Annotated in this window: 13 protein-coding genes; 8 read left to right on the forward strand and 5 right to left on the reverse strand. The window is 67.4% G+C overall.

Going from position 1 to position 14,362, the window contains the following annotated elements; all coding sequences use genetic code 11:
* Nucleotides 1-54: 54 nt before the first annotated feature.
* Genes AC1RR5_RS19685 through AC1RR5_RS19705 form a run of 5 tightly spaced genes read left to right on the forward strand, consistent with a single transcriptional unit; the run spans nt 55 to nt 4,148 of the window.
* Nucleotides 55-1,086: an MBL fold metallo-hydrolase gene (locus AC1RR5_RS19685; protein WP_492924174.1), complete on the forward strand. Its 1,032-nt coding sequence runs from the start codon at nt 55-57 to the stop codon at nt 1,084-1,086.
* 45 nt (nt 1,087-1,131) lie between these two features.
* Complete coding sequence (locus tag AC1RR5_RS19690) at nt 1,132-1,587, forward strand: helix-turn-helix domain-containing protein (RefSeq protein WP_492924176.1); 456 nt, start codon at nt 1,132-1,134, stop codon at nt 1,585-1,587.
* A 36-nt stretch (nt 1,588-1,623) separates the two neighbouring features.
* Nucleotides 1,624-2,232 (forward strand): ATP-binding protein, encoded by a 609-nt coding sequence (locus AC1RR5_RS19695; RefSeq protein ID WP_492924178.1) that lies wholly within the window; start codon nt 1,624-1,626, stop codon nt 2,230-2,232.
* Complete coding sequence (locus AC1RR5_RS19700; RefSeq protein ID WP_492924179.1) at nt 2,232-3,305, forward strand: NAD(P)H-dependent flavin oxidoreductase; 1,074 nt, start codon at nt 2,232-2,234, stop codon at nt 3,303-3,305. The genes AC1RR5_RS19695 and AC1RR5_RS19700 overlap by 1 nt, the downstream gene beginning before the upstream one ends.
* 27 nt (nt 3,306-3,332) lie before the next feature.
* On the forward strand, nt 3,333-4,148 hold the full coding sequence (locus tag AC1RR5_RS19705; protein ID WP_492924181.1) for an SDR family NAD(P)-dependent oxidoreductase: 816 nt from the start codon (nt 3,333-3,335) through the stop codon (nt 4,146-4,148).
* Here the strand turns inward: AC1RR5_RS19705 and AC1RR5_RS19710 are convergent.
* Nucleotides 4,124-5,074, reverse strand: coding sequence for an alpha/beta fold hydrolase (locus AC1RR5_RS19710; RefSeq protein ID WP_492924183.1), 951 nt, complete (start codon nt 5,072-5,074; stop codon nt 4,124-4,126). The two genes, AC1RR5_RS19705 and AC1RR5_RS19710, sit on opposite strands and share 25 nt — an antisense overlap.
* An 11-nt stretch (nt 5,075-5,085) precedes the next feature.
* Complete coding sequence (locus AC1RR5_RS19715; protein WP_492924185.1) at nt 5,086-6,381, reverse strand: epoxide hydrolase family protein; 1,296 nt, start codon at nt 6,379-6,381, stop codon at nt 5,086-5,088.
* A gap of 304 nt (nt 6,382-6,685) precedes the next feature.
* Between AC1RR5_RS19715 and AC1RR5_RS19720 the strand changes: the two genes are divergently transcribed.
* Nucleotides 6,686-7,615, forward strand: a complete 930-nt coding sequence (locus AC1RR5_RS19720; RefSeq protein ID WP_492924186.1) for an enoyl-CoA hydratase/isomerase family protein — start codon at nt 6,686-6,688, stop codon at nt 7,613-7,615.
* A gap of 58 nt (nt 7,616-7,673) precedes the next feature.
* Here the strand turns inward: AC1RR5_RS19720 and AC1RR5_RS19725 are convergent, their stop codons facing one another.
* From AC1RR5_RS19725 to AC1RR5_RS19735, 3 genes are all read right to left on the reverse strand, one after another.
* Nucleotides 7,674-10,715, reverse strand: coding sequence for a TonB-dependent receptor (locus AC1RR5_RS19725; RefSeq protein WP_492924188.1), 3,042 nt, complete (start codon nt 10,713-10,715; stop codon nt 7,674-7,676).
* Nucleotides 10,716-11,063: 348 nt separating this feature from the next.
* Nucleotides 11,064-12,074 carry a GlxA family transcriptional regulator gene (locus AC1RR5_RS19730; protein ID WP_492924190.1) on the reverse strand — a complete coding sequence of 337 codons (1,011 nt, stop codon included), beginning with the start codon at nt 12,072-12,074 and terminating at the stop codon, nt 11,064-11,066.
* 23 nt (nt 12,075-12,097) lie between these two features.
* On the reverse strand, nt 12,098-12,346 hold the full coding sequence (locus AC1RR5_RS19735) for a 2-oxoglutarate dehydrogenase E1 subunit family protein (protein WP_492924192.1): 249 nt from the start codon (nt 12,344-12,346) through the stop codon (nt 12,098-12,100).
* Nucleotides 12,347-12,777: 431 nt separating this feature from the next.
* Here AC1RR5_RS19735 and AC1RR5_RS19740 point away from each other — a divergent pair, with 431 nt between their 5' ends.
* Both AC1RR5_RS19740 and AC1RR5_RS19745 read left to right on the forward strand, forming a co-directional pair.
* A complete protein-coding gene (locus AC1RR5_RS19740) occupies nt 12,778-13,308 on the forward strand; it encodes an RNA polymerase sigma factor (protein WP_492924194.1) in 531 nt (176 codons plus the stop codon).
* Complete coding sequence (locus AC1RR5_RS19745) at nt 13,298-14,317, forward strand: FecR family protein (RefSeq protein ID WP_492924196.1); 1,020 nt, start codon at nt 13,298-13,300, stop codon at nt 14,315-14,317. Before AC1RR5_RS19740 ends, AC1RR5_RS19745 begins: the two co-directional genes overlap by 11 nt.
* Nucleotides 14,318-14,362: the final 45 nt, after the last annotated feature.

Genomic DNA, 14,362 nt, shown 5'->3' on the forward strand with positions numbered 1-14,362 from the left:
GTTCATATGTCAAACAACCTTGGCTTCACTTCAAAGTGGCATGGCGCGCGCTCGGTGGGCAGGCTGGCGGCCGCGGCTCTCGCCCTCGGGGCGCTCGGCCAGGCGCGGGCCGCCGATCAGGCCCCGCCCGGCCAGGCCGGCGCGCCCTATGAGCACATGCCCCTGCTGGCCCCGATCGGGGCGCGGGTCGACAAGTACCTGGACCTGCCCGAAGGCGCGAAGGGGTCGCCGGTAGACCCGGCCAAGGGCTATCGCATCCAGGACCTCGGCCAGGGCCTCTACATGGTCACCGAGGGCGCCTATCAGTCGATGTTCCTGGTCTATGAGACCGGCGTCGTAGTGGTCGACGCCCCGCCGTCCTATTCGGCGCACCTCAAGGCGGCCATCGCCGAGGTCTCCGACAAGCCGATCACCCATCTCATCTACAGTCATTCGCACATCGACCACATCGGCGGCGCGGCGGGACTGGGCGGGCATCCGATCATCATCGCCCAGGAAGAGACCAAGCGCCTGCTGATCGCGGCCAAGGATCCCAATCGGCCGCTTCCGACCGTGACCTTCAAGGACAGCTACACGCTGAAGGTGGGCGGCCAGGTCCTCGAATTGAGCTACCACGGCGTCGCGCACGAGCCGGGCAACATCTTCATCTACGCGCCCAGGCAGAAGGTGCTGATGGTCATCGACGTGGTGTTCCCCGGCTGGATGCCGTGGCGACGCTGGGCCCTGGCCCAGGACGTGCGCGGCTACTTCAACCAGGTGGCCGAGATCGACAAGGTCCCGTTCGAGACCCTGGTCGGCGGCCACGTGTCGCGCGTGGGCACCCACGCCGACGTCCGCACCCAGCTGGAGTTCATGAACGACGTGAAGGCCGCCGCCGGCACGGCGCTCCAGACCACCAAGTTCGGTGCCGAGACCAATCCCGCCGACGCGGGCAATCCCTGGGCCGGCTTCGACAACTATATCGACCGGGTCGTCGTCCAGTGCGTCAACACCGTCTCGCCCAAGTGGCAATCACGCCTGGGCGGCTACGACGTCTACATCTGGGACCAGTGCTACGCGATGGAGCAGAGCCTGCGCATCGACTGAAGCCTGGCGGCGCGCCGCGACGCAGATCCTTTTTCCGAGGCCATCATGATCGGACTCCAGGCCGCCTGGGCCCACGCTGGGCGCACGCCCTTCCCGAACCTTGTCGCCACGCCGCCCCGCGCCGACAACGACCACGTCGGCCGTTCGGCGCGCCACCATCGAGGCGGCCTCAGCCCGTATTGGGTGCGGCGCGTGCGCCAGCACATCGAGCGCCACCTTGGCGGAACCTTGCGCATCGGCGAGCTGGCGGCGATGACCGGGCTCAGCGCCAGCCATTTTTCGCGCGGCTTTCGAACATCGTTCGGATCACCTCCGGCCCAGTACATTCGGATGCGCCGCGTCGCCTTCGCCCAGCGTGCCATGGAGACCTCGGGCGAGGACCTCTGCGCCATCGCCCTGGGCGCGGGCTTCGCCGACCAAGCCCATTTCAGCCGGGTCTTTCACGACATCGTCGGATGCACCCCGAAGGTCTGGCGGCGGGGCGGCAAGGTCGCGGGCTGACCGCGCCCAAGGCCGAGCATGGCCAGGAGTTCGAACATGCGCGCCGAGAGCGAAACCGTCCCGCTGCATTTCTTGGAAGAAGTCAGCCACCGGGTCTGCAACGAATATACCGAGGCCATCGCCAGCTTGGTCTTGGTCGCCGCCGAAGCCCCCGAAGCCCCGGCGCGGGCGGCGCTTCGCAGGGCGGCCGACCGCCTGCGCGCGCACGCCGAGGCCCACCGGGCGTTGCTGCCGCCGATCGGCGAGCAAGCCAATCTCGCCGACTATGTCGGGACGGTGTGCGCGGCCTTGTCGCGCGCCTCGCTCGCCGAACGGCGGGTCCACCTGGCCATCCGGGCCGAGGAGCTGTGGCTGGCCTCGGGCCGCGCCTGGCGGCTGTGCCTGATCATCGTCGAATTGGTCCGCAACGCCGCGCGGCACGGACTGGCCGGTCGGGGCGGAACGATCTCGGTCGAGATGGCGCGCGACGGCGGCGACATCGTCTGCGTAGTCCATGACGACGGCTGCGCCAGCGCGCCGCTGCATCCGGGGCGAGGCATTGGTCTCGTCCACGCGCTCGTCGGCGAACTGGGCGGTTCGGTGGCTTGGCGCATCACCAAGCGCGGCTGCCGGGTTCGGTTGCGCGCGCCCATGGAGGTGTTGTGATGACGCTGCTGGAAAGGATCGGCGTCGTCCTGCCGATCATCCAGGCGCCGATGGCCGGGACTTCGACGCCTCGACTGGCGGCGACGGTCAGCGAGGCCGGCGGCCTGGGCTCGATCGCCGTGGGCGCCGTCGACGCCGCGATCGCTCGGCGGATGATCCAGGAGGTCCGCCTGGCCACGGCGCGCCCCTTCAACGTCAACGTCTTCTGTCATCGCCACGCCGTTCCCGACACGGCGCGGGAGCAGGCCTGGCTGGACGCCTTGCGGCCGGCCTTCGCCAGGTTCGGCGTCGAGCCGCCAACGACGATCGGCGAGATCTACACCAGTTTCTTCGACGATCCGGACATGCTGACCCTGCTGGTCGAAACCCGGCCCAAGGTCGTCAGCTTCCACTTCGGACTTCCACCGGCGCGCACGATCGACCGCCTAAAGGCGGCAGGGATCGTGCTTCTGTCCACGGCCACCACCCTGGACGAGGCCCAGCAGGCCGTGTCGGCCGGCGTCGACGCCGTCGTGGCCCAGGGTTACGAAGCCGGCGGTCACCGCGGCGCGTTCGATCCGAACGCCCGCGACGCACGGCTCGGCGTCATGGCCTTGACCCGCCTCCTGGTCGGTCGGATCAACGTCCCCGTGATCGCCGCCGGCGGCGTGATGGACGGCGCGGGCCTGGCAGCAGTCCTTCAGTTGGGCGCGGTGGCCGCGCAGCTGGGCACCGCCTTCGTCGCCTGCCCGGAGTCGGGCGCCGATCCGGCCTATCGCGCCGCCCTCTTCAGCCCTGCGGCCCTGGCGACCGAGATGACCGCCCTGCTCTCGGGACGGCCGGCGCGCTGCCTGCCCAACGGCTTCACCCGGCTGGGCTCCGCCCTGGCCGGACTGGCGCCGCCCGACTATCCGATCGCCTACGATGCCGGAAAAGCGTTGGCCGCAGCGGCGCGGGCGCACGGCGACGGCGGCTACGGCGCCCAGTGGGCCGGACAGGGCGCGCCCCTGGCCCGGGTGCTGCCCGCCGCCGAACTGGTCGCGACCCTGGCGCGTGAGCTCGACCTGGCCCGTCAGGCCTCGCCGCTTGGCTAGACCCGCAACAGAGACAGGAGCCTTCCAATGTCCACATCCTCCACGCCCCGCCCCGGCGTCGCCCTCGTCACCGGCGCCTCGTCGGGCATGGGCGCGGCCTATGCCCGCCGGCTGGCGCGGCGCGGTCACGACCTGATCCTGGTGGCGCGCGGCCAGGATCGCCTCGAGGCGCTGGCCGATGAGATCGTCCAGGAGACCGGCCGCGCCGTCGAAGTCCTCGCCGCCGACCTTGGCCGCTCCGAGGGCCTGGCGATGGTGGAGGATCGCCTGCGCCAGGATCCGGCGATCACCCTGCTGGTCAACAACGCCGGCGTGGGCTCGGCCAGCCCGCTGCTCAAGGCCGATGTGTCCGCCATGAGCGCGATGGTCGCGCTGAACGTCGAGGCGCTCATGCGCCTGAACTACGCGGCCGCCCCCGGCTTCGTGGCCCGCGGCGGGGGGACGATCATCAACATGGCCTCGATCGTGGCGATCGCGCCGGAGATCCTCAACGGCGTCTACGGGGCCAGCAAGGCCTTCGTCCTGGCCCTCTCCCAGTCGATGAAGCACGAGCTGCAGGACCAGAACATCCGCATCCAGGTGGTGGCGCCCGGGGCGGTAGCCAGCGATTTCTGGGCGATCGCCGGCCAACCGGTCGAGCATCTGCCCCCCGAGATCGTCATGTCGGTCGACGACGCCGTCGACGCCGCTCTGGCGGGCTTGGACCAAGGAGAGTTCGTCACCATCCCGTCGCTGATCGACGCCGCCGCCTGGCAGGCCTACGAGGACGCCCGCCAGGCGATGATGCCCGACCTGTCGCGATCGAGGCCCGCGCCCCGCTACGAGGTCTCGCCGCGCGCCTGAGCCGTTCCGATGCCGGGCGCCCCGTTCTCTTCGGGCAGGGTGCCCAGGAACGCGATCATCCGCCCGGCGATCTCGTCGAGCTTTTCGTCGAGCGCGAAGTGCCCCGCGTCGAGCAGGTGGATCTGCGCCTCTGGCAGATCTCGCCGGTAGGCCAAGGCCCCGGCGACGATGAAGGACGGATCGTACCGCCCCCAGAGCACCAGGGTCGGCGGCCTGTGGACGCGGAGCCACGACTGCCAGGTCGGATAGGCCGCGACGTTAGTGCGATAGTCGTAGAGCAGGCGGGCCTGGATCTCCCGGGCGCCGGGGCGCGACAGCGCGGCGAACTCGTCGGTCCAGCTGTCGGGATTATAGCGCTCGGGGTGAGGACTGCCGGCGACGTGGCGCCGCCGCGCGCTATCCAGCGAGACGAAGGCCTCCAGCTGGTCCTGGTGCGCGACCGGATCGGCCCAGTAGCGGGCGATGCCGCGCCATTTCGCGCCCAGCCCTTCGCGGTAGGCGTTGGCGTTCTGGATCACCAGCGCGTCGAGGCGGTCGGGCCGGGCCATCATCAGGCGAAAGCCGACCGGCCCGCCGTAGTCCTGCAGGTAGAGGGCGTATCGCTCGACGCCCAGCACGTCGAGCAGGTCGCCGACCGTCAGCGCAAGTTGGTCGAAGCTGTAGTCGTAGGCGCCGGGCGGCGGCGCGTCGCTGTGGCCGAATCCCGGATAGTCGGGGGCGATGACATGGTGTGAAACAGACAGCAGCGGGATCAATGCGTCGAACATTCGCGACGACGACGGAAATCCGTGGAGCAGGACGATGGTCGGCGCGCCCCTCGGCCCGGCCTCGCGGTAGAAAACGCTCAGGCCGTCGACCATCACGCGGCGATAGCGCACGCTCGCGGAGGTCGACGGCAGGGTGAACGCGGGGGGCTCGTCCACCATCGGAGCCGCGCCTAGGCCTGGCGCAGCGATCGGAACGCGGTGCGCAGGTCCTGGGTCAGGGCCTGGGGTTGCTCCCAAGCGGCGAAGTGGCCGCCCTTGTCGTGGCGCCGATAGTCGAGCAGCTTGGGATAGGCCCGCTCGGCCCAGCTCCTGGGAGCTTGGTAGAGCTCATCGGGGAAGGCGCTGACGGCGACCGGGATGGCCACGCCCTTGGGGGCGAAGAAGGCCAGCTTGCTTTCCCAGTAGAGGCGCGCCGAGGAGACGGCGGTGTTGGTCAGCCAGTAGAGGGCGACGTTGTCGACCACGTCCTCCTTGGACAGCCCCTCCTGCCGCCCGTCGAACACCCGGGCGATCAGCTCGTAGCTCAGTTCGTCGTGGTCGAGCATCCAGGCCGCCAGGCCGGCCGGCGAGTCCGCCAGCGCGTAGAGCGTCTGGGGCCGATTGGCCATCTCGTTGGCGTAGCCCAGGCCGTGCTTGTAGAAATAGGCCAGCTGGTCGAAAGCCTTGCGCTCGTCGGCCGACAGGCCGGCCGGCGGCGGCTCGCCAAACTGCAGGGCCTTGGCGACGTCATCGGGCACGGTGGCGGGCATGTTGGTGTGGATGCCGGCCAAGCCGGGCGGCCGCTGCAAGGCCATCTGTTCGGTGACCGCGTTGCCCCAGTCGCCGCCTTGCGCGACGTAGCGCGCGTAGCCCAGGCGGTCCATCAGCTCGGCCCAGGCCTTGGCGATGCGGATCGGATCCCAGCCGGTGGTCGTCGGTTTCGCCGAGAATCCGTGCCCCGGCAACGAGGGGATCACGACGTGGAAGGCGTCGGCCTCGGTTCCGCCGTGGGCGGTGGGGTTGGTCAGGGGGTCGATGATCTTCAACTGCTCGATGATCGAGCCCGGCCAGCCGTGGGTGATGATGATCGGCAGCGCGTTTTCGTGCTTGGAGCGGACGTGCAGGAAGTGGATGTCCAGACCGTCGATCTCGGTCAGGAAGTTGGGCAGGTTGTTGAGATAATCCTCGCACTTGCGCCAGTCGTACTCGTCGGCCCAGTAGCGCGTGAGCGCCTGGATGGTCGCCAGCCGCACCCCTTGGGAGGTGTCGTTGACGGTCTCCCTCTCCGGCCAGCGCGTGGCCTTCAGGCGCCGCTTGGTGTCGACCAGCGCCGCCTCCGGAATGTGGATCTTGAACGGGCGGATCGCCGCGCCGCCGGTCGCGGGCGCGGCGGCCTTCGCGGCGGTCGCCGCCAGGCCCACGGCGGTGATCGCGGCCGAAGCCGCCAGGACGTCCCTCCGCGTGGAGGACAGGGGTTGGGGTTGCATGACGGGTCTCCCGCTAGGCCGCCGGGACGGCGTGCTCACGTCGCGGCAGAGCATGTCGAGCGGAACCGACGCCTGGCTATTGGACCATGGTATCGAGGAGACCAAGGTATCGTCCCGCGCTCGCCGCGCGCCCCCCTTTCCCATGCGAAAGTCGCCGACCAGGTCGAGGGCCGAATCTGTCGGCGCGCAGGTGGCCGGCCCCTACCATGGTCTCGCCGACACCTTCGTCCAATGGATTGCCCGTCGATCCTTGGTTCTGATCGTGCCGCTCCCGCCCCCCGGCGAAGAGGACATGGAGACGATCATGAACACGGTGAAGGCTTGCGCCCTGCTCCTGGCCTCGGCGGTGCTTTGCGGGCCGGCCCACGGCCTGGCTCAGACGCCCCGCACGCCATCGGCCGACGTCGCGGCGCGGATCCAGTTGGCCAAGCCGAGCCCGGCCTATTGGCGCGTGACCTTCGACGGCCCGCCCCTCAACATCGTCGGCCCGGCCGAGGTCCGCCGTCTGACGCAGATCCTGGACCAGATCGAGGCCGACCCCGACGTCAAGGTGGTGGTTTTCGACAGCGCCGTCCCGGACTATTTCATGGCCCATTACGACCTGCTCAAGCCGCTGGAGCAGTCCACCGGCATGGCGCCAGGCCCCACCGGCATGCATCCGGTGCCCGACTTCATGGTCCGCCTCGCCCGGCTGAAGGCGGTGACCATCGTGTCGATCCGAGGCCGGGCCAGCGGCATCGGCAGCGAGATCGCCCTGGCCGCCGACATGCGGTTCATCAGCCGAGAAAAGGGTTGGATTTCGCAGTTCGAGGTCGGCGCCGGCTTCGTCCCGGGCGGCGGCCCCATGGCGCGCTTGCCCCGTCTGGTTGGCCGTGGACGCGCCTTGGAGATCCTGATCGGCGCCGAGGCGTTCGACGGTGCGCTGGCCGAACGCTACGGCTACGTGAACCGCGCCCTGCCCGACGCCGAGCTTGACGGCTTTGTCGATGCTCTGGCCAAGCGGATCGCAAGCTTCGACCAGCAGGCGATCGTCGACACCAAGCATCTGGTCGATGAGGCCAGCCTGCCGCCCGACGCCGAGATCCGCCAGGGATGGGACGCCTTCATCACGTCCGTTCAACGCCCCGCCGCCCAGGCGCGGGTCAAGGCGCTGGTGGCCAAGGGCCTGCAACAGGACGGACCGCTGGAGCGAGACCTCAACAAGAACACCGCCAAATATCGGCCAACGCCCTGAGCGCGGGCCGATCGCGCGACGAAGGACCAGTTCCCAGAAAGCGCGCCTGGCAAGACCGTTAGAACTGCGCGCTCACCGTCAGTTCGACCCGTCGCAGTCGCGGATCGCCAAAGGCGCTGTAGCCACCGCCGTAGTATGCGGGCGACAGAACGCGTGGCGGGGAAGCGTCCAGGACGTTGCTGACGCCTAGCTCGACACGGACATGCCTGTCGATCGCCCCAGTGCGGACCTCGAAGGCCCTGCGGACGAACAGGTCCAGATAGGACTGCGCCGGAATGTATTTGGCCCCCTGGAGATCGTTGTAAAGATCGAAGGTCACTGACGACACATCCAGGCGATAGCGGCTGTAATACTGAAGATTGGCGCCGAGGGTCAGGGATCCAACCGACCAATCGGCGCCGGCGTTCGCACGCCATTCGAGCGGGCCGTTGCTGAACCCCACGGTTTGGGTCTTCAGGAGGAACAGCGCCGTGGCGACATGGCTCAGGTTGTAGGTCGTGGCGGCATAGAGATGCAGCGCACTGTCCCCTAGAGCCACGGACCCGTCGAGCCGCGCGTCGAGGGTCTTCGCATCCAGGCCCGCCCCGTTGAACGCCGTCGCATCGATCCGCGTGATAGGACCCGCCGTATAACCCAGCGCCCGATCCGCGTCCGTCAGCGGCCCCCGTTGCACCCGCTCAGGCCAATAGTCCTCGTGCGCGAGAATGAAGTTGGTCTTCCCGTTCAGAAACTGCACGCCCCGTGTCTGCTGGATATGTGAGTAGTCCAGCGACAGGCGCAGGACATCAGGGCCGAACGGGGTCAGCACCGCACCGACCGACAGGGTCGTCTCGCGCAGATTTTTGAGCAGTGGCGATCCGCCGACCGTGTAGATGAACCGGTTCTGCGTCCCGCCACGCTTGGGATCACTGTAGCGGAACAGGCCGTCGATATCCTGAGCGACCAGGTCCTCCGGCGCCGGCGGTGTCTGGCCCGTGGCGAAGCTGCCGCGCAGCATGAGCCAAGGTCGGGGTGAGACCTTGGCGCCCGCCGTGTAGTAGACGCCCGAGTGTGTGGCATGGAGATGTTCAGACCCCGGGTCCGCGGGAAGGGCGTAGAAGTCGTCAGCCTGGCGGTCGGTGCGGACGGCGAGCTGCGTCTCCAGTCCGCGAACCCACGGCAAAGGCGCCTGATCCGTGAATATCGGCCACCGGAGTTCGGCGTACAACGACGTGGTGGTGCTCGATTGCGGCGCGACGTCGCCGCCGTACGATGCGTAATCGCCCTCGGCGAAGACCTGATATCGGGGGATGGCCTGGCGGCGACGCTCCGCCAGAAGGGTGAGTGTGGCTGGTCGTCCGAGCGACGGGAAAAGCGGCCCCGCCAGCCTCAGCGATTGGTCGCTATAGCGCGTCTTGGCCTGGAACCGGAAGGAGCCGGTCGACTGATAGGCGTGCAGCGCGGTCTCGAACGCGCTCCAGCTCGTGAAGGGATCCAGGTCGTCGCCGGTGGACGAAACGGCGTTCTGCTGGATGAACGACGAGCGTCGATATCGCGTCTCGCCCCAGATCGTCTCCACGGCGCCTTTCCACCCCAGGGGCAAGGGCGCGGCCACGCCGAATATGTACCGCGAACTCATGAGGCCGCTCGTGCTTTCTCCGCTCTGCTCCGTCAGCGGAAAAGCGACGACGATGTCCTGAGCAAAGGGGTTGAGCGGCGATGACCCGGCTAGGCGTAGCGTGCCGGTGGAACTGTAGTTGGGCTGTGCGCGGCGGCCCTCGTCCCACAGCATGACGCCGTCAAAATAGGCCTCGAAACCTTGGCCGAACTGATGACGGGCGTTCACCAGCAAGGAGCCCATCCTGGGCGTCGCGGTAAGATCCTTCTCAGCTTCGCCGTCCGACAGGCCGCGATCTACCTGGCCCGCATGGCTCGACAGCGCCGCGACCAGATCCCCTGCGGAACCCTCGAAGCGACTGGGAATGAAGGTGGTGGACGCTCCCAGTGCAGCGCCGCCATATGCCGGCTTTAGGACCAAGGCTTCAGGCCGGCTCGCATACACGACGACGGAATTGCCGCTGGCTGGATAGTTGTCGACGGCGTCGACCGGATCGAGCCTGTAGGCCGCGCGCTGGTCCCGCGCCAGGAAGCCGCGCTGCCCCGTATGCAGGGGCCGCGAGCGAGAGATGGCGACGTCGAGTGTCACATCGGTGGCGCCGTCGTTGAGTGGAAATTCCACCCGCCCCTCGAAGGCCGCCCTGCCCGCGTCGCCGCGCGTGCTGAGCCCCGTGGTCACGTGGGCTTCGGCTCCCGGCCGATTGTGAGCGAGCACGACGTTCACCACCCCGCCTAGGGCGCCAAAGCCGTGAATGCCGCCTGCGGCGCCGGTCAGGGTCTCGATGCGATCGATCGCATGAAGGGGAATGGCGTTGAGGTCGGGTTGGGTCGACCGGGTGCCCACCGTCGTCCTGGGAATATCGGGCATGCGCCGCCCGTCGATCAGGACGAGCGTCTGGTCGGAGCCCAGGCCGCGAAGGCCGATCTGCGAGTTGGTCTCACCGTCCAACCCCCAAACCACGGTTTGTGGGCGCGTCTGGAACGTGACCCGGGTATCGAAGAACTGGCCGATCTGATCGACGTGAGCATTAGCGATCTGATTGCCGGTGAAGACGCTGTACGGCTGAATGTCCGTTTCCTGTCGGCGGATGTCGGCGTTCTGGCTTCGACGACCGATCACCAACAGCTCGGAGACCGAGACGTCTGGCCGCGCGAGGGGCGGGGCGTCCGCCGCCTCGACGATCAACGCCCCCGAGGCGGCGCGCCTGGCCCTCAGGTTCGTCCCCGCGAGCGCCGCCTGCAAGGCCGCCATGGGCGTCAACCGGCCCTCGATCCTCTTCGACCGCTTTCCCGCCAAGACGTCGCGGTCGAACAGCAACTCGACACCGCCCTGGCGAGCGATCTCCTGCAGTGTACGGGACAGGGGTCCTGCCTCGATCTTGATCGGTTTGGGGGGCTGCGCCAACGCCGGCGTCGCCATCATCAACGCCAACGCCAACGCCGCCAGACCAGGCCGCGCCGAACGCGCGCCGCCCCACCCTTCAATTGTCAGCGGCCGAGCCATTTCGCCCCCACCCGTCCCGATTGGTCGGGGCTCCAGACCCCCCGGCTCGCCCCCTTGGTCAGCGTTCCATCCGCCAGACGGATGCGACCGTCTTGGCGATTACTTGCCGAAACTCAACATTGACGGGCATCGCCTCTCGATTTCATCCCAGACCAAGCAAAGACTCGGCGCTTTGAGTTGCCAGGCGCTTGTCTAACGATCGCACGAGCGCTCATTTTTTAAACCACCTCAGGCAGCCCATCGACGACTTTTTGTAGGTGGCGCGCTCCGTTGTTCTTGTTGCAAATCTATTGATCGAGATCGTCGACCCATACGCTCGGCGATGTCGTCCGCTTGGCGCGCCTGGTGTTAGACCTTGCTCTGCTCGCGCATCGACTTATGCGGAATTTTGACTCCAGCGGGCTGTTCCGCTCGGAAATGTTGTCGATATTGCGCGGGGCTGACATTGAGGCGTCGCATGAACGCGCGTCGCAGGCCGCTCTGATCGGCGAAACCGCACAAGCTGGCGATCCGCTTCAGCGGCAGGTCGCTCTCCTCCAGAATCCGGCGCGCGGCTTCCACGCGGACCGCCTCGACGTAGTCGCCGGGCGTCATTCCCGTCTCACGCTTGAACAGCCGCCCAAAATTCCGGGCGCTCATGCCGGAACGATCGGCCAGGCTTTCAACGGATAGATGCTCGGTCAGGTTGGACAGGATCCACTCGAGCACGTCGCGTATCGGCCCGATCTCCGACGCCTGGGCGGCCAGGTGCACACTGAACTGCGATTGCCCCCCTGGTCGCTGGAGGAACAGGATCAGGTCCTTGGCGACGCGCAAGGCCACAGGACGTCCGTGGTCTTCCTCGACCATGGCCAAGGCCAGGTCCATCGCGGCCGACACACCCGCTGATGTGTAGACCGGGCCGTCCTTCACATAGATGCGGTCCGGCTCGACCGTGATCCTGGGGAACATTTCGCCGAGCCTGTTGGTGCAGTTCCAGTGCGTCGTCACACGCCGGCCGTCGAGCAGGCCCGCGTTCGCCAGGATGAAGGCCGCCGTGCAGGTCGAACCTATGCGCCGGACGCGGCGGCCCGCCTTGGCGACCCACCCCACCAACTCGGGATGGTTTTCGTACTTGCGGATATCCGGGCTGCCGGCGACCAGCAGGGTGTCCAGATCGTCGAGCTCTTCCTTGACCGAGGCGTCCGGCAGGAACCGGATCCCGTTGTGCGCGATCACCGGATCCAGGGTCGGGCCGACGACCTGCACATGATAGGCGTCGGGGTTCCCAAGGACGCGGTTGGCCGTGGAGAAGACGTCCATCGGCCCGGCGACATTCAGCATCTGGACGCCCGGAATGGCGAGGATAGCGACGCGCATAAGCTCTGTCCTGCAGCGGGGGCCTAGCTCGTCGGCTTCACATCGCCCGTAGCGTTTCGGAATTGATCAAAGAACTTGCGCCAACCCTCGGGCACGGAGTTCGGGTCTTCCTCGTATCGCGACCGCATATTTTCAATGTAGGCGCCGTCGTAAACGGGCGGACCTACCTCAAGAGATGACGGTTGGTCGTCTGGCTCATCGGTGGACACCCTCGAAATCCCCAGCCGTGTCTTGCGACGTCGACCGGCCAACTCGACGCCCCGCGTCGCCATCCTGGTAGAAGGACAGCGCGCTGATGATCTCGAGTTGCGATGTAGTTGAGGGCGTAACCGCCCGATATGGCCTTCAGGGTGAAGGAACGGACATAGAGGGCGCAAATACAGCCAAGCCGTGTGACGCTCACCCTCCGATCAGAGCGCATCGTCGCGGTCGGCCGTCCCGAGGCGGCAACGACCGGTCGCCTGGTTGCCTCCCGCCTTGGCGTTAGGTCCTGAGCGCAGGCAGATAAGATCCATTCAAGTCACTCTCGTGGTCGAGACAAACCCCTCCTGTCGCCTGGAAGCATGACGCCGGCGAGCCGGGATTGGAATTAGACTTTGGTATCGGCCCCCTTCCGGACGGCCATGATCGGAGCTCTACAGTCGCTTGATGCCGGCGAAACGAAATTGTCATGGGCCGCTTTCCTATGAGACCATGCTGCGCGATGTCGCCGGGCGAAGCTGAAACCAACGCGGAGGATCTGGCTCGGGCTCATGCCCCCGTCCGTCGCTGGCTTACGAACTACTTCCACCGCAGGATTCGCAACGCGGCCGACGTCGAGGACTTGGTGCAGGAAGTCTTCATCCGCATCGTTTCCCGCAACAGCACCGAGCCGGTGGAACACATCGGCGGCTATCTGCTGAAGACGGCCGCCAGCGTCATCGCCGACAGCGCACGGCGGCGGTCGGCGCGCATGAGCGCGCTCCATATTCCCTTGGACGAGGAGCGGCATGGCGATGAGGATTTCCATCCCGAGCGCGTCCTAGCCGGGAAGGAGGAGTTGCACGCGGCCACGGCGGCCCTGCTTTCGCTACCCGAACGTACACGGACGATCTTCATCCTGTGCAGGTTGGAAGGCCGCAAACAGCGCGACATCGCGCAGCATCTCGGAATCTCGGTGAGCGCGGTGGAGAAACATATCATGAGGGCGGTCCAGCACCTGAGCCTGGAAATGGAAAAACGCCGTGGTTCGTGAAGCGATCACGCAAGACAGTCTTGCGAGGCTTCCGCCCGCTGCAGCCGCGGCCTGCTTCGTGGCTCGGCGGGCCGAGGGCTTGACCTCGCAGGAGCAGGCGCTTTTCACGGCCTGGCTGTCGGCGGACACCACCCATCAACAGGCGCTGGCCAGCGCCGAACGCGCCTGGGAAGCGTTCGCCGAGGCCGGAGACGATGAAATCCTCGCTGCGATGCGCGCTCACGCGCGGGCGCCCCGGGCGTCGAGCTGGACTGACTGGCGGCTGGCTGCGGCCGCGGCGGTCGTGCTCGTCGCCATCGGGACAAGCCTGTTCTTCGCGCCGGTTTGGAAATCCTCGGGCTCGGCGCCCCCAGGGCCCGCCCCGACCTCAGCGGTCGAATATGTGTCCGCCCGCGGCCAGGTGAAGGATTTCACCCTTCCCGACGGCAGCACCATGACCCTGGACGCCGACAGCGCCGCCACCGGCCGATTTGGGGGCAAGGTCCGCGCCATCGAGTTGAAGCGCGGTCGCGCGGCCTTCGGCGTCATCCATGACCAGACGCGCCCCTTCGTGGTTACGGCCGGCGAGCACCGGGTGGTTGACCTCGGCACCCGCTTCAACGTCGACTTGGCGGCTGGAGTCCTGACGGTGACGCTGCTGGAGGGGCGCGTCGAAGTCGCGCGTTTGAACTCGAGCGCTGTTCCCATCGACTTGCAACCCGGTCAGCAGTACGTCGAGCGGCGTGGCCAGGCGTCGGTCCAAACGATCAGCGAGCCGGATCAGACCGAGGCCGACTGGCGCAAGGGCCTCGTGGACTTCGACCATCAACCGCTGGCCGAGGCCGCCGCGGTGATGAATCGCTACTCTCAAGCCCAAATTATTGTCCGCGACCCCAAGGTCGGTTCCCTGCACGTATCGGGTCAGTTCCGGGCCGGCCAAACCGAGCGCTTCGCGGAGACGTTGGGCGAACTGCATGGACTGCGGACGGTCCGGCGGCAGGACGGCATCGAACTCGTCCTCGAAAAATAATCTCCCACCCGCGAAAGGCTGATGTGGATTTTCGATCCGCCTGCG

It is taken from the genome of Caulobacter sp. GW821-FHT11E11 (assembly GCF_058808315.1).